Origin of the sequence: Streptomyces sp. SID4985 (assembly GCF_009863025.1) — a bacterium.
In the GTDB taxonomy this organism is placed as follows: Bacteria; Actinomycetota; Actinomycetes; order Streptomycetales; family Streptomycetaceae; genus Streptomyces.
In genome coordinates this window covers 1-23,352 of sequence record NZ_WWIR01000486.1, presented here as the reverse complement: position 1 = coordinate 23,352, position 23,352 = coordinate 1, and the positions used below count along the sequence as shown (strand labels likewise).

The following is a 23,352-nucleotide window of genomic DNA, read 5'->3' as shown; positions in this document are numbered from 1 at the left end:
ATGAGCCCGCGCCCGCTGCCGCCCGCCGCCCTCTCCCGCGACGAGACCTCCGCCTGGGCCCGCGTCCGCCGCTACGCCGTACCCCGCTGGATGATCGAGCGCGCCACCGAGGCCCGGCTCGCCGGTGACTGGCGCGCCGCCTGCGACGCGGCCGCCGTGGACATCACCCCCGGCGTCCACCCGGAGCGCGTGGCCGCGGCCTACGACGCGGACGTGGCCGCACGCGTCGCGGACGACCTGCGCCACTTCGCCCCCGACCTGATGCGCTGGCACCTGCCCCGCGCCCTCGGCGGCCACACCACCATCGCCCCCGGCCGACGCGTCACCCTCGCCGCCTACGGCAGCACTGGAGCCGTCCTCTCCGTCACCACCTCCCCGATGCTGAAGGGCCCGCAGCGGCTCCGACTCCACCTCGGACCCGCCGCCGCACCCGGTCGCGACCGGCTCCACGGCCTGATGTACGCCACCGAGGACTGGACCGCCGCCCGCCGCTTCTGGGACGCCCGCCGCGCCGGGGAACTGCGGTACAGCGCGGGTGGCATCGGTTCCGACCGGCTGCCCTTCCTCCACCCGGACGGCACCCCGCTCACCCCGGACGAGCTGCCCACCGAGGACCCCGGCCCCACCGACCCGGCCGCGCGCGCCGAGTGGGTCGCGGTGCTCCAGTCCCGGGGTGAGTACGCCGAGGCGTACGCCCTGGCCGGCCTCGATCTCGACCTCACGGCCCCGCCGCTCGGCAAGCGTTCCTACCGGCCGCTCGACGTGGCCGCGATGGCTCACCGGGACGGGTTCGACCTCACCAGGATCGTCCCCGAGATCCGGCTGCTGGAGCGGGCCGGACACGGTACGAGCTTCCGCATCCCCGTGCACTGGCAGGGCCACCTCCGTATCGACCTTGCCCCGGCGGAGCCGGAGTTCGCCCCCGCCCGGGTCTCCGGCCGCGAGCGCGACGACGAGGACGGCGCCCGCCGCCTGCCCGGCTACGCGTGGCAACGGCTGCCCGACGTCGCCCTGTTGCGCGCGGGGCTGATACGTCCCGAGGCGCTGCACCCGCTGGTCGCCGCCGCCCTGCTGCCGCAGGCAGGCCCCGCCACGGGCCCGGCCGGGCCGCCCGAACCCGTCCCGGTCCGCGTCCGCTGCCGGGGCGAGTGGCACCAGGTCGTCTCCCGCGACGGCAGCCTCGCCGTACCGCACACCGAGCAGGAGCAGCGGCGCGAAATCGCCCTGCGTGCCTTCGGCGGCGCCGTCTCCGGCTGCTTCGCCACCCAGCACACCTGGACCAGCGGCGAGGGCCGCCTGCCGCGCGCCCTGCGGGCCCAGCAACGCGACCTGTTCGAGCGCGCCCAGCACGGGGACACCCCCGGCGTGCTCGCCCTGCTCGACGCCGGTGTGGACCCGCACGTCCGGGACGCGGGCGGCCTGACCCTGCTGCACGTCCTGCACCTGCTGGACCACCGCGAGCTGCTGCCGCGCCTGCTGGCGGCCGGTGTCGACCTGGAGGCACGGAGCAAGACGGGGCGCACCCCGCTCCAGAACGCCGTCGAGTACGGCGGCTCGGCCGACCTGGTCCGGGACCTCCTCGACGCGGGCTCCCGGATCGACGGGGTCAACGACATGGAGCTGTCCCTCGCCCAGGTCATCCGCTCCTACGAGCGGCACGACCTCATGTTCCTGCGCCGCCGCGTGCTGAAGGAACACCCGGGCATCGGCCACGAGTGGTACGAGGAGCACCTGAACGAGCGGGACGAGGAGCCGGACTGGGATGAGGACTCTCCCTTCGACTGGGACGACGACGCGGACGGTGACCCGGACGGCGGCGACCAGGAACCGGGCGAGGACCCCGACCCGCCCGCCGAGAACGACTGGACGGCCGAAGAGCCCGACGCCGACGAGGAGTTCGAGCCGGACCTCACCGAGGAACCCGACCACTCCGGCGACCCTTGGGCGCCCGGTGAAGGCCGCCCCGCCACCCAGCACGAGGACGAGGACGAGGACGACCGAGCATGAGCACCTCAGCCGCCACTTCCGCCGCCACCTCCCCGTCCGTACCCACCGCACCTCCCGGCCCCCTCGCCGCCGCCGACGCCCTCAACGCCCGGCTTGGCGTCACCCGGCGCGAGTCCTCCGCGAACCCCCAGCTGGAGGCGCTCGCCCTGGCCGTGACGGCCAACCAGCCGGTACTGCTGTGGGGCGAGCCGGGCATCGGCAAGTCCGCCGGGATGGAGCAGCTTGCCGCCGCGCTCGGGGTTCGTCTGGAGACGGTCATCGCCAGTGTCCACGAGCCCTCCGACTTCGCCGGACTCCCCATCGTCGGGGACGATCCCGCCACCACCGGCGTCCCCATGGCCCCGCCGGACTGGGCGGTCCGGCTCGCCCGCACCGGGCACGGGCTGCTCTTCTTCGACGAACTCTCCTCCGCCCCGCCCGCCGTGCAGGCCGCCCTGCTCCGCGTCGTCCTCGAACGCCGGGTCGGCAGCCTCGCTCTGCCTCCCTCGGTGCGCATCGTCGCCGCCGCCAACCCGCCCTCCAGCGCGGCCGACGGCTGGCACCTCAGCCCGCCGCTCGCCAACCGCTTCGTCCACCTCGACTGGACGCACGACCCGCGCACCGTGGCCCGTGGCATGGCCGGTACATGGCCCGAGACCGCGCTCCCGACCGTCGACCCCGCCCGCGCGTCCGGCGCAGCCGCCCGCGCCCGGGGCGCGATATCCGGCTTCCTGACCGCCCGCCCCGGACTGGTCCACCACATGCCCAAGGAGGCCGAGGGCCGGGGCCGCGCGTGGCCGTCGCCGCGCACCTGGGAGATGGCGCTGCGTCTGCTCGCCGCCGGATACGCCTCCGGTGCCCGGGCGGAGGCGCGGGCCGCCGCGCTGATGGGCGCCGTCGGCGAGGCCGCCGGTATCGAACTCCTCTCCTACCTGGAGAACCTCGACCTGCCCGACCCCGACCGCGTGCTGGCCGACCCGGCCGCCTTCGCCCTCCCCGAACGCGGCGACCGCCAGTTGGCGTTCCTCATCGCCGTGGTCGCCGCCGTGCAGAGCGAGCCGACCCGTCCCCGCTGGGAGGCGGGCTGGGAGGTGCTGGCCAAGGCCGTCGACGCGGGCGTACCCGACGTGGCCGCGCGGGCGGCGGGCGACCTCGCCACGATGCGCGAGCCCGACTGGCCCGTCCCGCCCGGCATCGACGCCTTCCTGGAACTGCTCCAGCTCGCGGGCGCGCTGCCCGGCGCGCGCTGACCGGCCGACCCGTGTCAGCCACTCGGGAACCGGCCGGCCGGCCGGAGCACGAGCCGTCGGACGAGCTGCCGCCCGAGCCGTCGGACGGCCGGTCGCTGGACCGCGCCAAACTGCTGGCCGCGCGCTACAAGGCCGCCGAGGCACGCCCCTATCTGGCCTCCGCGCTCTACGCGCTCACGGTGGTCGCCGCCGAGCGGGTCCCCACCATGGCCGTCGACCGCCACTGGCGCTGCTACGTCTCCCCGGCCTTCGTCGAGGACACCGCCGTCGACGAACTCGCCGGGGTGTGGGTGCACGAGGTCGCGCACCTGCTGCGCGACCACCACGGCCGGGCCGAACGGCTTCCGGCGGCCGACCAGGGCGACCCGCTGCGGGTCAACATCGCGCAGGACTGCGAGATCAACGACGACCTGCTCGCCGACGGACTGCGCCTGCCCGCGGGCCGCGTGGAGCCCGCCCTGTTCGGTCTGCCGTCCGGCGGGCTCTTCGAGGGCTATCTGCGCGGGATCCCAACGATCCCGCGACACCACCTGAACTGCGGTTCCGGCGCGCACGGCGTCCCCGCGCCCTGGGAGCTGGGGGAGCGGGACGGTCCGGCCCGGATCGGGCCGGTGGAGGCGGAGGCCCTGCGCCGCCAGACCGCGCAGGCCATCCGCGCGCACCGGCGCTCCCGGGGTACGGTCCCGGCGGGCTGGCGGCGGTGGGCCGAGGAGGTCCTGGAGCCGACCGTCGACTGGCGCAAGGCGTTGAGCGGAGCGGTCCGCGAGGCCGCCGCCTGGGCGGGCGGCGCGGTCGACTACACCTACCGCCGCCCGTCCCGCCGCACCCCGGCCCTCGGCGGCCGGATCGTGCTTCCCAGTCTGCGCAGACCGCTGCCGCGCGTGGCGATCGTCGTCGACACCTCCGGCTCCATGGGCGAGGACGACCTCGCCGCCGCCCTCGCCGAAGTGTCGGGCGTACTGCGTGAGGTGGGTATCGGCGGCAACCGGGTGACCGTCCTCGCCTGCGACGCCGACGTGCACGCCGTCTCCCGGGTGACCAGTGTCGACCAGGTCGAACTGGCCGGTGGGGGAGGCACCAACATGGTCGTCGGCATCAGCCGGGCACTCGCCGCCGCGGAGCGGCCGAACATCGTCGTCGTACTGACCGACGGCTTGACGCCGTGGCCGCGGGAGCCCGTGTCCTGTCGGCTGATCGCGGCACTGATCGGGCCCTCCGCGCCGGAGCCGCCGCCGTGGGTCGAGACGGTACGGGTCACGACGGCGGACTGACGCTCGGGCGGGTCGGTACGGCCTCTCCGAGGCATCGTCAACTCGCGTAGATTTGCCGAACTTTGCGGAACTTGGAGATGCCGCGCGGCCGAATTCTCGCCATTTATTTTTTGACATGGACTGTTCATGGAGGCACTCCTGGGCCAAGCTGAGCGCGCCTCGCGAACCCCGCGAGCACTCACGGGCCCCACACACCGGAGGTCTTCATGCGTCGTCGTCTTGCCGCTCCCCTCGTCGTCGCCGCTCTCGCACTCCCCGCGGTCCTCATCCCGGCCGCCACGGCCTCGGCCGCCCCCGCCGACAAGATGCAGGTGCTCAGCTCCTGGACGCAGACCAGCGCGGCCAGTTACAACGCCTGGAACTCCGCCCGCTCCAACCAGGGCCAGTGGGCGGCCTACGGGTTCGACTGGTCCACGGACTACTGCAGCTCCTCGCCGGACAACCCCTTCGGGTTCCCGTTCCAGACGTCCTGCGCCCGCCACGACTTCGGTTACCGCAACTACAAGGCGGCCGGTGCCTTCGACGCCAACAAGTCCCGCCTCGACTCCGCCTTCTACGAAGACCTCAAGCGCGTGTGCAACAACTACTCCGGCGCCACCAAGACCGCCTGCAACTCGACGGCCTGGACCTACTACCAGGCGGTCAGTATCTTCGGCTTGAAGGCAGCCGACAAGGCGACGGCGGCCAAGTAGCACCAGCCCCCCTGAAGTTGACGGCAGGATCGGTCTCCCCGGACCGGCCCTGCCGTTTCCATGTCCGGTGCGCCTACCGATTCCTCGCGTAATGCCGTGCCGCCCGCGCCCTGTTGGCGCAGGAGGTCTTGCAGTACGTCTGTCTGCCGTGGTCCTGGACGAAGTAGCGCACACAGCGCGGCGCGGGACACGCGCGCAGTCGCTCCCGCTGTGGACCGGCCAGGAACTCCACGGCGGAGCGGGCGAGTTGGGCGGGCAGGCCGGAGGGATCGACCGCCGTGAGTCCCAGGAGTGGAGCCGCGTCGGGGTCCGCCCACTCCAGACGGACCGTCACCCGCTCGCGCCCCGCGTATTGGTTGAGCAGCTCGAGTGCCTGCGCCCGGGAGAGGCTCGGATCGGTCCGGGAGTCCTCACGGCCGGTGGCGTACGCGAACAGCGTGCGGACCGCCCGCCGTACGTCGATCACCTCGTCCCGCAGTCCTCCGGGCGTGCCGGGTGGAGCCCAGGCCAGAAACCCGGTGACCGTGGCGAGTTCGTCGGCCACGCCGCCGTGGCCGTCGTGGTGGACGGTGCCCGTCAGGTCGAGCGGGGAGAGGGTCGCGCCGGTGCGCTGTGTGGTCTCGGATTCCGTGCCGGTGGTTTCCATGAGCGCTCCTAACGGTTATGGTCCACTTTAACGTTAGGGTGCGATGAGGGGTGGCAGCGGGTATGGCACAGGACACGACGAGCAAGTCGCTTACGCATCACAGGGGTTCGCGCGTAACCCTCGCTCATGTCAGTGACCTTCACCTCGACGGCGGTGCCCGCTCCGAGGAGCGTGCCGTCCGGGTGCTCGACCGACTGCGGTCCATGCCGGGGCCGTTCGACGCGCTACTGGTCACCGGGGACATCGCGGACCACGGCACCGAGGCCGAATACGAGGTCGCCGCACGGCTGTTGGCGGAATTCCCGGCCCCCGTGCTCTGCCTGCCCGGCAACCACGACGTGCGCGGCCCCTACCGCAAGGTCCTGCTCGGCGAGCCCGCCTCCGCCGCGCCGGTCAACCGGCTCCACCAGGTCGGCCCGCTCGCCGTCCTCATGCTCGACGTGACCGTCCCCGGCCGCGACGAGGGTCATCTGGCCGACGAGACGGCGGCCTGGACACGCGCCACGATCCGCGACGCGCTGCCCGCGGGGACACCGGTCGCCCTCGCCCTGCACCAGCCGCCCGTCGCGCTCGGGCGTGGCCTGGTCGACGACATCATGCTCGACAACGCCGACGACTTCGCCGCGCTCATCTCCGAACACCCGCAGATCGTCGCGGTGTTCGGCGGCCACACCCACTCCGCCACCGTGACGACCTTCGCGGACCGCCCCCTCGCCCTCGGCCCCGGAGTGACCTCCACCCTGCGGCTCGGCTGGGAGACCGAGGTCGAGGAGTGGGGCGACGTGATCGACCAGGCGGCTCCGCCCGGGTACGCGGTGCACGTACTGGAGTTGCCGTCCGAACTCGCCGAGGACTCGGCCGACTTCGGGGCGCCCGGCGCTGGAACGCGGCTGACCTCGCACTTCCGCACCGTGTGATCAGACCTGGTAGGGGTACAGGGTGACGTTCTCCGACGCGACGTCGATCCGCACCCAGGAACCGTCCAGGCTGCCGGGGACCGGAGTCGCCAGATCGAGCAGCACGGACCAGTGCCCCAACTGGAGGAAGGCGGCACCGTCGTCGGTCGTATGGAGGCGGCCACGCAGGTTCACCCGGTCACCGTCCTGCCGGAGTTCCGGCTCGGCGGCAGCGGCCGACCGGGTGTTCCGGCCCCATCGGATGTCCTCGTCGATGGTCCATTCGACGAGGTGCCGACCGTCGGCCTCTCGCGGATCACCGTGCCAGAGCACCACGGCGGACCCGATGGGGGTGTGCACCCGAACCCTCAGGTGGTGCGAGTCCCGCGGCAGGCTCTCCGTGCGGACGAACATCGCCTCGTCATCCATGACGTCACCTCAGCTATGAGCCTCGATGTCAGACCCCGAGGATACGGTCGGCCCATGAGAGCTGATGGAACGTTCACCGTGAAAGCGTTCGTCCCGACCGAGGTGACACCGGACCCGGCCGTCACCACCGGCCTCCCGGTCGGGGTCGCGCGGCTGGAGAAGCACTTCGAGGGTGAGGTCGTCGGGCGGGCGGCGACCCTGTTCACCGCCGCGTACGACCAGGCGACCGGGGTCGGCACGTATGTGGCGATGGAGTCCTTCGAGGGCTCGCTGAACGGGTACGAGGGCGCGTTCAACTTCGCGCACTCGGCGACCACCACGGGCAGCGACCGTGCCGCGCAGTTCTTCGTCATCGTCCCGTCGAGCGGTACCGGCGACCTCGCGGGCATCTCCGGTACCGGCGGCATCGAGATCGACGGCACGCACCGGATCTGGTTCGACTACGAACTCGACTGAGCCCTCCGGGCACCACGACGAGCGAGCCACGGACAGCGAGCCACCGACCCGATCGAGAGGAACGTACGTGGGCTTCATCCGGATCGTCCCGCCCGGCGGGCCCGCGCGCACGCTCGCGCTGGCCCAGCTGACGAACTCGGTCGGCGACGGCGCGTACTACGTCTGCTCGGTGCTCTACTTCAGCCGGGTCGTCGGCCTCGGCCCGACTCACATCGGCGCCGCGCTCACGCTCGGCTGGGCGCTCGGTGCCGTCGCCGGGGTGCCGCTCGGCCACCTCGCGGACCGGCGGGGTCCGCGCGGTATCGCCATCCTCATGTCCGTGGCGACGGGCCTGGCCGTGGGGTCGTTCCTCTTCGTCCGCTCCTACCCGGCGTTCCTGGTCGCCGTCTGCGCGTACACCTGCTGTCAGTGCGGACTCGGGGCGGCACGGCAGGCCCTGCTCGCCGGGCTGGTCGAACCGGCGCGACGGACCGAGACCCGGGCGTATCTCCAGTCGACCGTCAACGCCGGGCTGGCCCTCGGCGCCGCGCTGGGCGGCATCGCGCTGCGCCTCGACACGGAGGGGGCGTATCTGACGGCGCTGGCGGCGGACGGGGCGAGCTTCCTGGTGGCGGCGCTGGTGCTGTCGCGCCTGCGGCCCCCGACCGGGGCGGCGGCGACTGCGGGACAGGGCGGTCCGGGCATGGGACAGGGCGGCCCGAGCCTCACGGTCCTCCGCGACCGGCCGTACGCCCTGGTGTCCCTTCTCAACATGATCATGCTGCTCTACATGCCGCTGCTCAGCGTGGTGCTGCCGCTGTGGATCGTGGAGCGCACCGAGGCGCCGAGCTGGACGGTCTCGGCGCTGCTGGTCGTCAACACGGTCGGCGTGGTCCTCTTCCAGGTACGCATGGCCGCCCGCGTCAGGGATCTGCCCTCCGCGTCCCGCGCGCTACGGCACGCCGGACTCGTCCTCCTCGCCGCCTGCGCCTGCTTCGCCCTGTCGGCCACCGGCACCACCGCCTGGACCGCCGCCCTGCTGCTCCTCGCCGCCGCCTGCGTCCAGGTCCTCGGCGAAATGCTCCTGGGCTCCGGCTCCTGGGAAATCGGCTTCGCCCTCGCCCCACCCGACAAACAAGGCCAGTACCAAGGCTTCTACGGCGCGGGCACCGCCGTGGCCCGCCTCATCGGCCCCCTCCTCCTGACCACCCTGATCCTCTCCGGCGGCACCCTCGGCTGGCTCCTCCTCGGCGCCCTGTTCCTGACGGCGGGCCTGGCGATGGGCCCGGCGGTGCGGTGGGCCTCCGGCCGGGGCGCGGCGGGGGCGGCGCCCGGGGTGGTGATCGAGGAGCCCCGGAAACTCAGACGACCGACGCCCTGAAGAGATCGGTGGGGATGATCTCCGCCTCGTCGAAGAGGTCAGGCTGATCAACAGGTGATCGCAGGCCGACCCCCTCCCCTCCCCTCCCCGCGCGGCAGCGCCCCTCGCGGCATAGTGGTATCAGCTGACGCAAAAGGCGCGGACCGGGCGTACCCCGTGCCGGGTCGGGCGACGGGAGGCGGCGGGTATGGGTGGCAAGGACCTCTGGGGCCAGGGGGCCGGACCGGCCGGGGTCCGGGGCGCCGGGGTGCCCGGGGGGCTGCTGGATCTGCTGCACGCCTCGGCCGTGGTCGTCGACGGGAGCGGCCGTGTCGTCCTGTGGAGCCCCGAGGCGGAGGAGCTCTTCGGGTACGCCGCCGACGAGGCGCTCGGCGCGTCCGTGGACGAGCTGCTGGCCTCGCCGGAGGACCTGGAGCACGCGCACGAACGGTTCGGACGGATACAGGTCGGGGAGAGTCTCGCGGGCGTCTTCCCTGCCCGGTGCAAGGACGGTTCCACCCGGTTGGTGGAGTACCGCAAGGGCCGGCTGCACGACCCCGACGGCCGGGTGCTGGGCCTGGCGCTCGCCGCCGACGAAGGCACCGTACGACGCGTCGAGGGCGACCTCGCCCTGTCCGAGCTGCTGATCGACCAGTCCCCGGTCGGGCTCGCGGTGTTCGACACCGACCTGCGCTGGATGCGGATCAACCCCGCCCTGACGACCGCCAACGGCGTCACCGAGCACGAGGTGCGCGGGCGGCGCCTGGAGGACACGCTGCCCGATCTGGACACCGGCGCCATCGAGTCCGCGATGCGGCAGGTGCTGCGCACCGGTGAGCCGATCCTGGACCAGCGCACAGTGGGCCGTACCCCGCTCGACCCGGACCACGACCACGCCTGGTCGGAGTCGTACTACCGCATCGAGGACCAGCGCGGGCACCCCCTCGGCGTGGCGGTGTCCGTCGTGGACGTCACCGAGCGGCATCTGGCCGCCACCGAGATCGCGGCGGCCCACCGGCACCTCGCCACTCTCACCGAGGCCAGCTCGGGCATCGGCAGCACACTCGATCTCCAGCAGACCGTGCGGGAGCTGGCCGCCGCCGTCGTACCCCGGTTCGCCGACCTGGCCACCGTCGACGTACTGGACTCCGTCGTGATCGGGCAGCGGTCCCTGGCCCCGCATGCGGGCGGCGACCACGGCGGCTTCCGTACGCTGGCGGTCGCCGCCGCCCGCCCCGACGGCAGCGACGGCACGGCCGAGCTGCCGGACGGTCTCACCGGCTCCGGCTCGTCCCCGCTGTTGTGCCGCAGCGTCCGCGAGGCCGCCCCCGTACTGATCCCGCGCGTGGACGACACCGCGCTCCGCGAGCTCGCCCGGGACGAGCGGGCCGCCAAGGCGCTGCGCGATGCCGGGGTCCGCAGCGCCCTGGCCGCGCCTCTCCTTGCCCGGGGCTCCGTGCTCGGCGTGCTGACCCTCTACCGCACCACCGACACCCGCCCCTTCGACAGCCGCGACCTCCAGCTGGTCTGCGAACTCGTCGGCCGCGCCGCCGTCAGCGTGGACAACGCCCTGCTCTACGGCCGCGAGCGCGAGACCGCGCTCACCCTCCAGCACAGCCTGTTGCCCCAGCAGCCCCCCGACCAGCCCGACGGCCTGGAGATCGCCGTCGGCTACCGGCCCGCCGGGAGCGGCACCGAGGTCGGCGGCGACTGGTACGACGTACTGGCGCTCAACGACGGCCGGGTCGCACTGGTCGTCGGCGATGTGATGGGCAGCGGCATACGCGCCGCCGCGATCATGGGCCAGCTGCGCACCACCACCCGCGCCCTGGCCCGCCTCGACCTCCCGCCCGCCGAACTGCTCGGCCACCTCGACAAGACCGCCGCGGAGCTGAGCGAGTCCTTCGCCACCTGCGTCTACGCCGTATGCGACCCCAAGCGCGGCACCTGCGTCCTGTCCAACGCCGGACATCTGCCGCCCGTGCTCGTCCAGCCCGGCCAGGCCGCCCGGCTCCTCACCCTGCCGCCCGCGGCGCCGCTGGGCGTGGGCGGCGTACCGTTCGGCACGCTGGAGACCAAGCTGCCCGAGGGCTCCCTGCTGGCCCTCTACACCGATGGGCTCGTGGAGTCCCGGCACGAGCCCATCGACGTCGGCATCGAGGCGCTGTGCCGCGCGCTGGAAGGCGCCACCGGCGCCACCGCCTCCCTCCAGGACATCTGCGACACGCTGCTCGACACCCTCGACCAGTCCTCCGGCGACGACACGGCCCTGCTCCTCGCCCGCCTCGGCCCGGCCGGGGGAGCGGAGTAGGACGCACCGATGGCCTCGGCTCCCGGCTCCCGTTTGCCGGTGCTTCCGACCGGTTCGACAATGGACACAGCACTCGCGGCGATGAGGCTCGCCGTAACCGCGGACGCGAACGCGCCGCTGATGGCCTCTGCCGACAGACCCGCACGTCATTCGCGAGGAGGTCGGCATGACGATGCCGGACGACATGATGCTCCGCTGCTCCACCATCCTCTTCCGAGGCCAGTGCGTGCTGCTCGTCCACCGCACGGCGCAGGGCCTGGACGACTGGGTGCTGCCCGGCGGCACACCGCGGATGGGCGAGAGCATGGCCGCCTGCGCCCGCCGCGAGATGCGTGAGGAGACCGGCCTCGCGGTGGAACCGACCCGCGTCGCCTTCGTGCTGGAGGCCGTCGACCCCGACAGTCGGCAGCGCACCGTCGACCTGGTCTTCGCCGCCGACGGCTCGGCCCACGGCCAGAGCCCGGTGGCCCGCGAATCGGGGATGACACCCGAGTTCGTGCCCTTCGCGCGCCTGCGCGCCCTCGACCTCAAGCCGCCGCTGGCCGGACACCTGCCCGGCTTCTACCACCACGGCGCCCGCCGGTACGCCCCCTACCTCGGCAACCTCTGGCGCCCGAACGACACCACCTCCCGCATCAGACGCGCCACCACCTTCTTCCGTCGCACCCCGCGCCCCGCCCCCGAACTGGACTGACGGCACGCGCGGAGCCGCCCGCCGGAAAAGAGGGACCGCACGCCGGAGAAAGCGGAACCGCCCGCCGGAGAATCGAGACGCTCGCATGGCCGACCCGCACTGGCTCTTCGGTGACCAGCTCGGCCCCCACTTCCTCACCCCCGGCGACGACGGCCCCGCCCGCGACGTTCCCGCCCGCGACGCCCCCGTCGTCATGATCGAGGCCCGCTCGGTCTTCCGGCGCCGCCGCTTCCACCGCGCCAAGGCCCATCTGATCCTCTCCGCGATGCGCCACCGCGCCGCCGAACTCGGCGACCGCGTCCACTACGTCCGCGCCGAGACCTACCGCGAGGGCCTGCGCGAGGCTGCCGGGCACGCCCCCGTCACCGTCCACCACCCCACCTCACGCGCCGCCCTGCGCCTGGTCCGCTCCCTGGACCGGGTCCGCATGCTGCCCACCCCCGCCTTCCTGCTCCCGCACGACGCCTTCCGCGCCTGGGTGGAAGAGCGCGACGGACGACGGCTGCGCCAGGAGGACTTCTACCGCTGGGTCCGCCGCGAGCTCGGCCTCCTCATGGACGGCGACACCCCGGCCGGCGGCCGCTGGAACCACGACCATGCCAACCGCGAACCCCCGCCCAAGGGCGCGAGCACCCTCGGCGCCCCCGCCCCCTACCGGCCCCGCGAGGACGACATCGACGCCGAGGTCCGCGCCGACCTCGACCGCTGGGAACAGCACGACGGCATCCGCTTCGTGGGCAGCGACGGCCCCCGCCGCTTCCCCGCTTCCCGCCGCGAGGCCCTCGCCGCGCTGCGCCGATTCACCCGGCACCGGCTCGCCGGATTCGGCCCGCACGAGGACGCCATGCTCGCCGCCGACCCCGTCATGAGCCACAGCCTGCTGTCGTCCTCCCTCAACCTCGGCCTGCTCGACCCCGCCGAGGCCGTCGACGCCGCCGAGGACGCCTGGCGCTCCGGGCACGCGCCGGTGCACAGCGCCGAGGGGTTCGTACGGCAGATCGCGGGCTGGCGCGAGTACGTCTGGCACCTCTACTGGTACTTCGGCGAGGACTACCGCCACCGCAACGCCCTGCGCCACCACACCCCGCTGCCCGACTGGTTCGCGAGCCTCGACGCCGACGCCGTCACCGCCCGCTGCCTGGCCACCGCCCTCGCCCAGGTACGGGACACCGGCTGGACCCACCACATTCCGCGCCTCATGCTGCTCGGCAGCCACGCCCTCCAGCAGGGCTGGGACCCGGCCGCGGTGACCGACTGGTTCCACCGCAGCTTCGTCGACGGCTACGACTGGGTGATGCTGCCCAACGTCGTCGGCATGTCCCAGTACGCCGACGGCGGCCGCATGACGACCAAGCCGTACACCTCCGGGGGCGCCTACATCCACCGCATGAGCGACCTGTGCGACGGCTGCGCCTACCGTCCCGGGGACCGCACCGGCGACCGGGCCTGCCCCTTCACCACCGGCTACTGGTCCTTCGTCCACCGCCACCGCGCCGTCCTCGCGGGCAACCCGCGCACCGCGCGCGCCGTCCAGGGCCTGGACCGGCTCGGCGACCTGGACGAGGTACTGCGCACGGAGCGGGGGCGCGGCGCCGGACCCCCGTGACGCCGCGCCCCGTTCCCGCCCGTACTCAGCCGAGCGCGGCCCCCTTGGCAGCCGCCTCCTTCTCGGTGTGCGCGCCACCGGTCGCGAGCGTGCCGCCCGCGCTCTCCAGATGGGCCCGCACGAACCACTGGAACTGCTCCAGGTCCCGCAGCTGCTCGATCAGCAGATCCTCCGTGGCGGGGTCGATCTCGCCCGCCTCCTTGACCGCGGCCCGTACGCCCTCGATCACTCCGGTGTAGACGAGGTCGAGGGCACCCAGATGGGCGATGGCGTCACCGCGGCCGATCGAGTAGTCGTCCCACGTACGCTCCTCCACCAGCCTGCCCGGCGTCCCCTGGGCCACGCCGCCCAGCGCCGCGATGCGCTCGGCCACGTCGTCGGCCATCTCGCGCACCCGGTCCACCTGCGGGTCGATCATCTCGTGCACGGCGACGAAGTGCGGCCCGACGACGTTCCAGTGCACGTGCTTCAGCGTCAGATGCAGATCGTTGAGCGCGTGCAGCCGCAGCCGCAACACCCCGATCAACTGCCCGGCCGCCTCGCGCTCGATACCGGGGACGGTGTACTCGGGGGTCAGGTCCTTGATCTCCTTCGTCATGGTTCACCTCGGGTCTCTCGCGGCGTGCGTTCCTTGCCCGATGACGGATGCCCCGGTCCGGCGCGGTCAGACCTGCGGGGTCACCGACGGGCCGGTTTCCGACGGGCCGGTCTCCGGCGGGCTGGTTCCCGATCGACCGGGTTCTCCGTTCCGGGCCAAGCCGTGCGGCGATCGGCTACGGATTCCCCACGGCGGCCGACGATCACGACTGCGGGGAGCACGGCGGATGACGACGGACAGGACGGCGACGGACAGCGGGGACGCGAGGAGCGCCCTGCTCGTACGGCACGCGCCGGAGACCGTACGGGCCGCCGTCCTCACCGCGCACGGCGGCCGCGCCGAGGACCACACCCTCTCCCGCCCCTGGCACCTCGCCGCGATCCGGATGCGCTCCCTGCTGCGCGCGGTCGGGACCGGTCTGCCCCCGGACCACGTCCTGCTGGGCGAGATCCGCTACCGCCACCGGGGCTGGAACGACGGCGCCGCCGCCGACGACGTCCGCCGCGCCCTCGCCGAACTGGCCGCCCGCCACGGCGCCGTACCCGTCGTCCTCGTCGGCCACTCGATGGGCGGCCGGGCCGCGCTGCGCGTCGCCGACCACCCCGCCGTACGCGGCGTACTCGCCCTCGCCCCCTGGCTGCCGCCCGGCGAACCCACCGCCCACCTCGACGGCGCCCGTCTCCTCGTCCTCCACGGCGACGCCGACCGCGTCACGGCCGCAGCGGACTCCGCCCGCTTCGTCGAGCGGGCGCGCGCGGAAGGAGCCCGCGCCGGGATGGTCGTCCTCGCCGACACCGGCCACGCCATGCTCCGCCGCCTGCCGACCTGGCACACCCTCGCCACCGAGGCCGTCACGGACCTGCTGCGCAGCCGCCCGCTGCCCGGGGGGCTGGTCGCCCGGACCACCCTGTCCGACGCCCCGACGGTGCACATCTAGACGCGTACGTAGACGTACACGCCTAGATCGATACATATCCGGACGCATCCGAACCCGGCGTACGACGTGAAACAGATCCATGGAAGGCGGCCGAAGTCCCACGGTGGCCGCAGTCCCTCCCGAGCACGAGGAGGAACCGTCCATGTTCACGGTCGACCCGGCCGGACTCACCGCGATCCTGGCCGCCGCGGACCCGGATCAGCTGCTGCCCGCGCGGGAACAGATGGCCTTCACCCTGGGCTTCCACATCATCCTGGTCCCCTTCGGCGTGGCGCTGACCTCTCTCATGCTGATCGCCAACTACCGGGGACTACGCAAGGGCGACGAAGCGGCCCTGCTCCTTGCCCGGCGCTGGTCGAAGGTCGCCGCCGTGCTCTTCGCGGTCGGCGCCATCACCGGCACCGTCCTCTCCTTCGAACTGGGCATCCTCTGGCCCGGCCTGATGAAGAACTACGGCGCCGCCTTCGGCTTCCCGTTCGCCATCGAGGGGCTCTTCTTCTTCCTGGAGGCCATCTTCGTCGCCATCTACATCTACGGCTGGGACCGGATGCGCCCCTGGGCCCACTTCTGGGCGGGCGTGCCCGTGGCCCTGGCCAGCGTCGGCGGAGCGGCCGCCGTCATCGCCGCCAACAGCTGGATGAACCAGCCCGGCGGCATCACGATGCGCGACGGGCGGGTGGTCGACGTCCGCCCGGCGGAGGTCTTCTTCAACGGCGCCTTCTGGTGGCAGTTCTGGCACATGCTGCTCGCCGCCTACATCGTCGCCGGATTCGTCGTGGCGGGCGTCTACACGGTCGGGATGCTCCGGGGACGGCGCGGTCACTACCAGCGGCTCGGCTTCCTGATCAGCTTCGTCACCGCGGCCGCCGCGCTGCCCGTGCAGATCTTCGTCGGCGACACCATCGCCCGCGAGGTCTTCGACGACGAGCCCGCCAAGTTCGCCGCCATCGAACTGCTCCCCACCACCGGCAACCACGTCCCGGAGACCCTGGGCGGCTTCCTGATCGACGGCGAGGTGCGCTACGGCATCTCGGTACCGAGCGTGGCCTCCATCCTCGCCGGGTTCAAACCGTCGACCACCATCAAGGGGCTCGACGCCGTACCCGTGGCCGTACGGCCCACCACCGAGCAGGTCAACATCGTGCACTGGGCGTTCGACATCATGGTCGGCACCTCCATGGTCATGCTGGCCGTCGCCGCCTGGTTCGTCTGGGTGTGGTGGAAGCGCCGCGGCACCCTGGAGACCGACCGCTGGTTCCTGCGCGCGGCCTCCGTCTGCGGGCTGCTGTCCATCCTCAGCCTGGAGAGCGGCTGGGTGGTCACCGAGGTCGGCCGTCAGCCCTGGATCGTCGTCGGCCTGCTGCGCACCCGCGACGCGGTGGCCACCCAGGGCAACCTGTGGATCACCTTCGGGGTCGTGGTCGCCCTCTACACCGCCGTGGGCACCGCGGCCATCTGGGTCCTGCTGTCCATGAAGAGACGGTGGCAGAAGCAGGGCGACGGGACGGTCCACGTGCCGTACGGGCCGGACGCACCACCCGGTGCCCCGAGCGAGCGCTCCGAGGGGAAGGTGTCGTAAATGGCCGACGTGGTAGCGGTGTTCCTCTTCATCGGCGTCATCGCCTACGCCGTGCTCGGCGGCGCCGACTTCGGCGCGGGCTTCTGGGACCTGATCGCGGGCGGCGCCCGGCGCGGCCGCGAGCCCCGCCACCTCATCGACTCCTCCCTCGCCCCCGTGTGGGAGGCCAACCACACCTGGCTGATCTACTGCCTGGTCGTCCTGTGGAGCGGCTTCCCCACCGCCTTCGCCGCCATCACCACCACGCTGTACATCCCCCTGGTCCTCGCCCTGCTCGGCATCGTCCTGCGCGGCGCTGGGTTCGCCTTCCGCAAGGCGACCATCAGCACACCCGAACAACGCCTGTACGGCGCCGCGTTCGCCCTGTCCTCCGTCCTCACGCCGTACTGCTTCGGCGCCATCGCGGGCGGCCTGGCCTCCGGCCGCGTACCCACGGCCGGCAACGGCGACGCCGTATCGAGCTGGGTCAACCCGACCAGCATCCTCGGCGGCGTCCTCGCGGTCCTGGCCTGCGCCTACCTCGCCGCCACCTACCTCACGGTCGAGGCGCTGCGCCGCGAAGACCACACCCTCTACCGGTACTTCCGCAATCGCGCCCTCGCCGCCGGAGCGGTGACCGGCGCGGTCAGCATCGCGGGCATCTTCGTCCTCCAGGCCGACGCCCCGCGCCTCTTCGCCCATCTGACCGGCCGCGCCCTGCCGTTGGTCGTCCTGGCCGCGGTCGGCGGTGTCCTCGGCCTCGCGATGCTGCGCGCCCGCAGGACCTTCGGCGTGCGCGCCATCGCCGCCGGGGCGGTCGCCCTGGTCGTCGCGGGCTGGGGCGTCGCCCAGTACCCGTATCTCCTCGGCACCCACCTCACCCTCACCGAAGCCGCCGCCCCCGACGCGACGCTCGCGGTGGTCGTGGGCGTGGCCTGCGTGGCGGCGGTGCTGATCGTCCCGTCGATCCTGCTGCTGTTCCGGCTGAGCGGGCGGGGGAGCGTGGGGGTGGGGGACCGGCCGTTGTGAGGGACGTGCGGGAGGTGATGAAGGCGACTCAGAGGGTGACATCCCGCTAAAGTGGGGCGACTTGGGCGCATCCGCGAAAAGGGACTCACCTGTGTGAACCGGAGCGCCCCGCATCCGGCGACCCAGAAAGCCCCACGTGAACCCGTACACCCCCGCACCCCCACGGACCCCTCCGGCGCGCCCCTGGTGGAAGACCACCCCCGCAGGTCTGGGCCTCCTGGCGGCAGTTGCCCTCATCGGCGCGTTCAGCCTCCCGCTGGGCTTCCTCGCGATGGTCGCCGCCGTCGTCCTGCTCTGGTTCCTCCCGCCCTGGCGCTGGTTCGCCAAACTCGGGGCGAGCGTCGGGGCGTTCTTCCTCCTGGGCATCGGCTCGGGCGTGGGCGGCCAACTCGACGACACCGCCCGGACGGACGCCAAACCGGCCTCGGCACGCACCCACGAACCGAGCACCGAGCCGCCGTCCCGGCAACGGCGCAACGAGCCCTCCCCGCCGCCGAGTTACCGCGGCAAGCCCCTCGACCAGGCCGAGACTGCCGCCCGCGCCGCGGGTTACACCACCGACCGCCACGACGCCTCCGCCGAACACCGCTCGATCCTCGTGCGGTCGGGCTGGGTGGTCTGCTTCCAGAACTCCCCTGCCGGGAACGGCTCCAGGACGGTCACCTTCGCCGCCGTCAAGTCCGGGGAGCCCTGCCCCGAGAAGGACGGCGCGAGGATTCCGTGGCCGGTGATGCCGGACCTGACGGGACGGACCTGGCGGGCCTCCGTGGCCGAGCTGACGGACCTCGACGTGTCCGAGTCCGCGATCCGGGCCGAGTCGCACTACATGAACGACGCGCTGCCCGCCGGTGACCACGACTCCTGGCTCGTGTGCGAGCAGGACCCCGCGCAGGGCGACGACATCACCGCCGAGGTCACCCTCGGGCTGGCCTCCCCGACGGCGGGGTGCGGGACGGAGGGGTCGTACCTGCGGGACAAGGACGACGACGGGGTTCCGGACTACCGGGACCGTACCGATGACCGGGTGCGGAGTACGACGGGTGGGGGTGGCGGCGGATCGGGCGCCGCTGACGCGGCGGGAGGTTCCGGCACGAGCGGCGGGGGCTCGTCTACAAGCGGGGGCTCGTCCTCGGCCGCCGCTTCCGGTGGCTCCTCGTCCACCGGAGGCGGCAGTGGCGGGGGTGGACCCGTCGTCCACCCCGGCGCCTTCTGCTCCCCCGCAGGAGCCCGGGGCGTCACCCGGGCAGGCACCTCCATGGTCTGCGGCCCCGGCTCCGACGGCCGCGACCGCTGGCACTCGGGCTGACGGAACCGGAGGACGCCACCTCCTCCGGACGCGCCGGACGCCACCCGCCGGACGGTGGGGCGTTCGGGGGCGGGGGGCGCCCGAAAACCCGTTGCGCCCTGGTCGGCCCGCTGGTGGGATGCAGAGGTTTCGACAGCGGGAGGGGACAGCTTGGCGGTGTTCGGATGTGCGGGCTGCGGTGCGGTCCTGACGGCGGCGGTGTCGCGGGTGGCGCTGCCGATCCACCTGATCGACACCCACTGGGAGACACTGCACCCGCCACTGCTGGAGGCCGGTTCCTACGCCCTCGACCCCGCACCGTACGGGCCGCCATGGCGGCAGTGGGACGAGGTCGAGCCGGACGAGGCGGCGGCACGGGGATACTTCGCGTCGGTCGGCGCGCTGTCCGACGGACCGTCGGACACGGTCCTCCTCGCACCCGGCGACACCCGCGGCACCCGGCTGATCCTGGAGCGGGCCGAGGGCTACTGCATGGGGATCGACGGGCGGGACGGCCCGAACCTCGCCTGCGTGGACTGCGATCTGCCGGTCGGAACGAGGATGGACGACTGCGGATGCTGGCAGGTCGTCCGGCTCGTCCCGCAGGCAGTCGTACGGCTGCCCGGCCCGCCGGAGCGGCCCGTCATGGACTGGCCGGAGCTGCTGGCCACCGGCGCGCTGTGGCACCGGCTGAGCAAGTTCCAGGACATCCCGGCCGGTGTGGCCCTCGCCCATGTGGTGGCGGCCGCCAAGGGCGCGCCGGTCGAGGTGGCCCCCGGCCCGCTCGCCAAACTCCTCGGCCCGGCACTCGGCACGCTGCTGCCCGCCGGGAAGGGTGCGCTGCGGCTCGACCTGGCCGGACCGGGGTTCGGCGAGCCGTCCGCCGACCTGGTGCTCGTGCCGGTCCACCCTCAGACCGGCGACATCTGGAAGCCGAGCTCCGGAGCGGTACCGGTACCCATGGACGCCGCGCTCTGGTCCGAACTCGCCTTCCCCCCACACCAGACCCGACTCCCGGTCGTCGGCGGCCTGCCACCGGGCACGGAGCGCGACGACCCGCTGCCGCCGCACCCGTGGTACCCGTTCGAGCCGTCCCGGTACGCGTTCCGGAACACGCTCGCCCGGATGCCCGCCGTCAGGGAACCGTGGCTGCGGGCGCTCTACGACCGGGGCTACTGACCACGAGGATTCCGCTGAAGCCGTTTTGAACAGGCCGTCTACAGTAGTGCCGCATCAGGCAACGTTCGCCCTGTCGACTACCTCGCGTAGGCGTTCGTCGGCGGCATGCTTGCTCCGCCAGGAGCTGTTGGTCGGTGTGTAGGCGAACTCAATGTTGTTGGCCACGGCCCAGTCGCCGACCCGGGAGTCCTTCTTCGTGGTCAGGTGTGGAGAGAAGTTGTCCAGGACGATCGCGATCCGGACCTCGGGCGGGTAGAGGCTGCGCAGGTAGCGGCAGAAACTCGAGGAACCTCGTGCGGTTCTTCTTCGGCTTGATGTGGCCGTAGAGCTTGTCCTTAGCCAGGTCGTAGGCGGCGAACAGGTGCCTGACCCCGTGCGGGCGGGTGTAGGTCGCCCGCCTGCGGGGGCGGGGTTCCCGGTCGGGGTCCTTGTGCTTCCCGCCGCGCTCGGCCCATTGCCGCCCGGGGTGGGGCTGGAGGTTGAGCGGGCCGAACTCGTCCAGGCATAAGACGACTTCGGGTTCGCCGTCCTCGGGTGCATTGAAAGGAGACGCCCTCCTCGCGGAGCAGGATGCGAAGGCCCTCGTGGCTGATGTCGTCGACCACCCCCTCGGCGACCAGGAAGTCGGCCAGTTTGGCCAGGCTCCAGGTCGAGAACGGCAGGCCGTGCTCGACCGGCTTGGACTTGGCGATCTTCTTGATCTCCCGGCGTTCGGGGAGAGTGAAGGTTCTGGGCCGGCCGCCCTTGTACGTGGGGCAGAGGGAGTCGAAGCCATCGGCGTTGAAGTTGTGGATCACATCCCGGACGCGGTCCGGGCTGGTGAACGTCACCTGGGCGATCTTCGCCACGGGCATGCACTGCGCGGACAGCAGCACCATCTGGGCCCGCCGCCAGGTCACCACCGAACCCGTGCCCCTGCGGATGATCCGCAGCAACCGCCTGCCCTCGTCGTCATCGATCTCCCGTACCCGCACCCGTTCGGCCACGCGCACATCCTGGCAGCAACCGGGACTTGGGAACGGCGCCGCGGCCGCTTCACATCGCTCGGCGTTTCCTCAGCTCGGCAAGCCACGCCCGTACCTGTTCGTCGTCGTGCAGGTAGCCGCCGCGCTCGCCCGCAGGGAGATCGATTCCGTGGAGGCGGTTCAGCGCCCACCAGGAGAGATCGTCCCAGACGATCCCGTCGTCCATCACCCACCTCGCCGCCCAGCGATCGGCCTCGTCCCTGGGCAGCCGACCCGCGACAAGCTCAACGAAGCGATCTTCGATCTCATCAAGAGTTGGCTGGCTGCTGGCATCCATGCCCTGACCGTACAAGCAGGGCGAACGTTGCCTGATGCGGCACTAGGATCCCAAGATGGGAACCACTGGTGATCTTCGGCAAGGGCCGCAGGTGTCGATACGCCACGTCAGCCGTGCGCTCAGGGCGCTTAACCAGCAAAGCGCGGGACAACACTCCCTCACTGAACCTCGTCAAACGCCTGGGATTCCAACGCGAGGGCTACTCGGCCGCCCTCCAGCTCATCAACGGCGAGTGGAGGGACCACTAGCGTTGGGCCATCTCCGCGGAGAAGGCACGCACCCACAGGATCGAGCGAAAACGCAACACCTGTTGCGTTGCCGGGACTCGCCCTCAGGATGCCGAGCTGGAAGAACACTGAGATCAATGAGGGTGATGTGCCAAAAGGGTTTGTCATGAGGTCGGGCGTCGACGATGATCACCTCATGACGACCAGAAAGGGCCATGCCGTCTAGGCGCCCCGCTCCGCTCTCCACCGCTCGCGCGCCCCCGACCGGCTGCCTACCGCCGCGCCGATCGCCGTGACCGCCCACCCAGGAGAGCCAGCCCGTGCAGAAGACCGCCCTCGTGCCCTACGCCCACCTCCCGCGGGCACACCACCACCGCCATGTCCTGACCAGCACCGTCGACGTCTTCGGCACCGCCCACTGGTTGCTCGCCGAACGCGCTCCGCAGCGCGGCGTCGAACTCCTGCCCTTCGACGCGCTGATCGTTTCCGTCGATCCGGACGGCAACGTCGAACTCACCGAGCTGAGCGCCGTGCGAGCCCGTTGGCCGCACTTTGACCGCCTGCCCGACGGCGGATTCGTCGTCGCCACGTCTCGCACCCGCAGACACGAGGACGCGAACCAGGTCCAGATCTTCGACGCGCTCGGCCGCGAGACCTCGTCCTTCTCCGTCGGGGACGCGATCGAGCACCTCCTCGTAGACGAGTCCGGCCAGATCTGGGTCGGACACTTCGACGAGAACCCAGCCGGAATCCGCCGTTGGAGCGCCACGGGCCAACTCACCTGGACGTCGGACGGCGCCCCCATACCGGGTCTCTTCGACTGCTACGCCCTGAACGTGTCGGGCACCACCGCCTGGGCTTGCCCCTACACGGACTTCCCGCTCGTCGAGATACGCCCCGACCGCACCGACCGGCCCGTGAGGGTGTGGGCGAACCGCGTACGGGGCGCCAAAGCGGTGGCCGTCCACGGCGAGCGGGTCGCCTTCTACGGCGGCTACGGCAAGGAGCGAGACCGACTCGCCCACGGAGACATCACCGAACGATCAGTCGAGCCAACAGACGTCGGTCTGCTCACCCTGCCCGATGGCCACGCCCTCGGCCGACGGCGTGTCGTCGGCCGAGGAAGCAGGATCTACGTCCAGACCGAGCCGTTCACCGCGTGGGGCGTGTTCGACCTCAGCAGCTGATACCCGGCACTGGTCGGAATCGCCGCGCTTGATGCGGCTGTGACGGGTGGGTGGTGCCCATGCGGCCCGGACCCCCGCAGACACCCTGTTTCCGGATGCGGATGCGGATCCGGATACCACGGTGCGGGAGAACCGGCGCGCACGCGGCCGCGTATGGACCGGGAGGAGTTCATGCTCGGCGACGTCGGCGACATCGGTGATCTCGCCAAGTTGGTGATGGCCGAGGTCACAGCCCACTGACCCCTTGGCGGCTCGACAATCCGGCTTCCGGCTCCTCAAGCAGCCGCCAGCCACCGCCCGCGCGCGATGAGTACGCGTACTCATGTCCCCCAACCCCCCAACTGGCAGCATTCGGCGGCATGACGAGCGACAGACGGGCCTTGACGGCCCTGCATCTCTTCCTGGTCTGGGTGTTGATGGCGGCCGCCGTGTCGATGCTCGGTGTGGTGTTGTTCGCGTCGGCGTGGGGTGGTG

General features: G+C 72.3%; 20 protein-coding genes, 2 pseudogenes and 1 riboswitch. Of the genes and pseudogenes, 17 read left to right on the top strand and 5 right to left on the bottom strand.

Features of this window, described 5'->3' with window-relative positions:
- The 4 genes from GTW40_RS21320 to GTW40_RS21305 all read left to right on the top strand — a co-directional run.
- The coding region (locus GTW40_RS21320) for an ankyrin repeat domain-containing protein (RefSeq protein ID WP_161181794.1) at window positions 1-2,007 on the top strand (2,007 nt) is incomplete at its 5' end.
- Window positions 2,004-3,236: an AAA family ATPase gene (locus GTW40_RS21315; protein ID WP_161181793.1), complete on the top strand. Its 1,233-nt coding sequence runs from the start codon at window positions 2,004-2,006 to the stop codon at window positions 3,234-3,236. The genes GTW40_RS21320 and GTW40_RS21315, both read left to right, overlap by 4 nt.
- A 65-nt stretch (window positions 3,237-3,301) precedes the next feature.
- Window positions 3,302-4,507: a VWA-like domain-containing protein gene (locus GTW40_RS21310; protein ID WP_161181796.1), complete on the top strand. Its 1,206-nt coding sequence runs from the start codon at window positions 3,302-3,304 to the stop codon at window positions 4,505-4,507.
- A gap of 206 nt (window positions 4,508-4,713) precedes the next feature.
- On the top strand, window positions 4,714-5,199 hold the full coding sequence (locus GTW40_RS21305; RefSeq protein ID WP_161181792.1) for a phospholipase: 486 nt from the start codon (window positions 4,714-4,716) through the stop codon (window positions 5,197-5,199).
- 73 nt (window positions 5,200-5,272) lie between these two features.
- Here the strand turns inward: GTW40_RS21305 and GTW40_RS21300 are convergent, their stop codons facing one another.
- Window positions 5,273-5,845, bottom strand: a complete 573-nt coding sequence (locus GTW40_RS21300) for an ABATE domain-containing protein (protein WP_161181791.1) — start codon at window positions 5,843-5,845, stop codon at window positions 5,273-5,275.
- A gap of 62 nt (window positions 5,846-5,907) precedes the next feature.
- On the opposite strand from GTW40_RS21300, the gene GTW40_RS21295 reads away from it, so the two are divergent.
- Window positions 5,908-6,762, top strand: coding sequence for a metallophosphoesterase (locus tag GTW40_RS21295; RefSeq protein WP_161181790.1), 855 nt, complete (start codon window positions 5,908-5,910; stop codon window positions 6,760-6,762).
- Here the strand turns inward: GTW40_RS21295 and GTW40_RS21290 are convergent, their stop codons facing one another.
- A complete protein-coding gene (locus GTW40_RS21290) occupies window positions 6,763-7,170 on the bottom strand; it encodes a hypothetical protein (RefSeq protein ID WP_161181789.1) in 408 nt (135 codons plus the stop codon).
- 54 nt (window positions 7,171-7,224) lie between these two features.
- Between GTW40_RS21290 and GTW40_RS21285 the strand changes: the two genes are divergently transcribed.
- The 5 genes from GTW40_RS21285 (at window position 7,225) to GTW40_RS21265 (ending at window position 13,576) form a co-directional block, all read left to right on the top strand.
- Window positions 7,225-7,626 carry a DUF3224 domain-containing protein gene (locus tag GTW40_RS21285; RefSeq protein WP_161181788.1) on the top strand — a complete coding sequence of 134 codons (402 nt, stop codon included), beginning with the start codon at window positions 7,225-7,227 and terminating at the stop codon, window positions 7,624-7,626.
- Window positions 7,627-7,693: 67 nt separating this feature from the next.
- Window positions 7,694-8,986, top strand: coding sequence for an MFS transporter (locus GTW40_RS21280; protein WP_161181787.1), 1,293 nt, complete (start codon window positions 7,694-7,696; stop codon window positions 8,984-8,986).
- A gap of 187 nt (window positions 8,987-9,173) precedes the next feature.
- Window positions 9,174-11,276 carry a SpoIIE family protein phosphatase gene (locus GTW40_RS21275; protein WP_161181786.1) on the top strand — a complete coding sequence of 701 codons (2,103 nt, stop codon included), beginning with the start codon at window positions 9,174-9,176 and terminating at the stop codon, window positions 11,274-11,276.
- A gap of 68 nt (window positions 11,277-11,344) precedes the next feature.
- Window positions 11,345-11,413: riboswitch (Fluoride riboswitch) on the top strand.
- 29 nt (window positions 11,414-11,442) lie between these two features.
- Window positions 11,443-11,970 (top strand): NUDIX hydrolase, encoded by a 528-nt coding sequence (locus GTW40_RS21270; protein WP_161181785.1) that lies wholly within the window; start codon window positions 11,443-11,445, stop codon window positions 11,968-11,970.
- Window positions 11,971-12,055: 85 nt separating this feature from the next.
- Window positions 12,056-13,576, top strand: coding sequence for a cryptochrome/photolyase family protein (locus GTW40_RS21265; protein WP_161181784.1), 1,521 nt, complete (start codon window positions 12,056-12,058; stop codon window positions 13,574-13,576).
- A gap of 25 nt (window positions 13,577-13,601) precedes the next feature.
- Here the strand turns inward: GTW40_RS21265 and GTW40_RS21260 are convergent, their stop codons facing one another.
- The gene (locus GTW40_RS21260; protein WP_161181783.1) at window positions 13,602-14,174 is read right to left on the bottom strand and encodes a DNA starvation/stationary phase protection protein; all 573 of its coding nucleotides are present in this window, start codon (window positions 14,172-14,174) and stop codon (window positions 13,602-13,604) included.
- Window positions 14,175-14,400: 226 nt separating this feature from the next.
- On the opposite strand from GTW40_RS21260, the gene GTW40_RS21255 reads away from it, so the two are divergent.
- From GTW40_RS21255 to GTW40_RS21235, 5 genes are all read left to right on the top strand, one after another.
- Window positions 14,401-15,111 carry an alpha/beta fold hydrolase gene (locus tag GTW40_RS21255; RefSeq protein WP_161181782.1) on the top strand — a complete coding sequence of 237 codons (711 nt, stop codon included), beginning with the start codon at window positions 14,401-14,403 and terminating at the stop codon, window positions 15,109-15,111.
- Window positions 15,112-15,214: 103 nt separating this feature from the next.
- Entirely contained in the window at window positions 15,215-16,690 is a 1,476-nt protein-coding gene (locus tag GTW40_RS21250; RefSeq protein WP_343245753.1) for a cytochrome ubiquinol oxidase subunit I, read from the top strand.
- Complete coding sequence (locus GTW40_RS21245) at window positions 16,691-17,698, top strand: cytochrome d ubiquinol oxidase subunit II (protein ID WP_161181781.1); 1,008 nt, start codon at window positions 16,691-16,693, stop codon at window positions 17,696-17,698.
- Window positions 17,699-17,834: 136 nt separating this feature from the next.
- Window positions 17,835-19,004: a hypothetical protein gene (locus GTW40_RS21240; protein ID WP_161181780.1), complete on the top strand. Its 1,170-nt coding sequence runs from the start codon at window positions 17,835-17,837 to the stop codon at window positions 19,002-19,004.
- Window positions 19,005-19,160: 156 nt separating this feature from the next.
- A complete protein-coding gene (locus GTW40_RS21235; RefSeq protein ID WP_343245754.1) occupies window positions 19,161-20,162 on the top strand; it encodes a hypothetical protein in 1,002 nt (333 codons plus the stop codon).
- Window positions 20,163-20,216: 54 nt separating this feature from the next.
- On the opposite strand, the pseudogene GTW40_RS33745 reads toward GTW40_RS21235, so the two are convergent.
- Window positions 20,217-21,148 (bottom strand): annotated as a pseudogene (locus GTW40_RS33745) (helix-turn-helix domain-containing protein).
- A 49-nt stretch (window positions 21,149-21,197) separates the two neighbouring features.
- Complete coding sequence (locus tag GTW40_RS21225; RefSeq protein ID WP_161181778.1) at window positions 21,198-21,464, bottom strand: hypothetical protein; 267 nt, start codon at window positions 21,462-21,464, stop codon at window positions 21,198-21,200.
- 149 nt (window positions 21,465-21,613) lie between these two features.
- Between GTW40_RS21225 and GTW40_RS33250 the strand changes: the two are divergent.
- Both GTW40_RS33250 and GTW40_RS21220 read left to right on the top strand, forming a co-directional pair.
- Window positions 21,614-21,712 (top strand): annotated as a pseudogene (locus tag GTW40_RS33250) (RimJ/RimL family protein N-acetyltransferase); the annotation flags it as partial.
- A gap of 299 nt (window positions 21,713-22,011) precedes the next feature.
- Window positions 22,012-22,878, top strand: a complete 867-nt coding sequence (locus GTW40_RS21220) for a hypothetical protein (RefSeq protein WP_161181777.1) — start codon at window positions 22,012-22,014, stop codon at window positions 22,876-22,878.
- The last annotated feature ends 474 nt before the right edge of the window (window positions 22,879-23,352 follow it).

Coding starts and splice junctions, on each gene's coding strand:
- GTW40_RS21315 (WP_161181793.1), top strand. CDS start 2,004: ATGAGCACCTCAGCCGCCACTTCCGCCGCCACCTCCCCGTCCGTACCC.
- GTW40_RS21305 (WP_161181792.1), top strand. CDS start 4,714: ATGCGTCGTCGTCTTGCCGCTCCCCTCGTCGTCGCCGCTCTCGCACTC.
- GTW40_RS21300 (WP_161181791.1), bottom strand. CDS start 5,845: ATGGAAACCACCGGCACGGAATCCGAGACCACACAGCGCACCGGCGCG.
- GTW40_RS21295 (WP_161181790.1), top strand. CDS start 5,908: ATGGCACAGGACACGACGAGCAAGTCGCTTACGCATCACAGGGGTTCG.
- GTW40_RS21290 (WP_161181789.1), bottom strand. CDS start 7,170: ATGGATGACGAGGCGATGTTCGTCCGCACGGAGAGCCTGCCGCGGGAC.
- GTW40_RS21285 (WP_161181788.1), top strand. CDS start 7,225: ATGAGAGCTGATGGAACGTTCACCGTGAAAGCGTTCGTCCCGACCGAG.
- GTW40_RS21275 (WP_161181786.1), top strand. CDS start 9,174: ATGGGTGGCAAGGACCTCTGGGGCCAGGGGGCCGGACCGGCCGGGGTC.
- GTW40_RS21270 (WP_161181785.1), top strand. CDS start 11,443: ATGACGATGCCGGACGACATGATGCTCCGCTGCTCCACCATCCTCTTC.
- GTW40_RS21265 (WP_161181784.1), top strand. CDS start 12,056: ATGGCCGACCCGCACTGGCTCTTCGGTGACCAGCTCGGCCCCCACTTC.
- GTW40_RS21260 (WP_161181783.1), bottom strand. CDS start 14,174: ATGACGAAGGAGATCAAGGACCTGACCCCCGAGTACACCGTCCCCGGT.
- GTW40_RS21255 (WP_161181782.1), top strand. CDS start 14,401: ATGACGACGGACAGGACGGCGACGGACAGCGGGGACGCGAGGAGCGCC.
- GTW40_RS21245 (WP_161181781.1), top strand. CDS start 16,691: ATGGCCGACGTGGTAGCGGTGTTCCTCTTCATCGGCGTCATCGCCTAC.
- GTW40_RS21225 (WP_161181778.1), bottom strand. CDS start 21,464: ATGGATGCCAGCAGCCAGCCAACTCTTGATGAGATCGAAGATCGCTTC.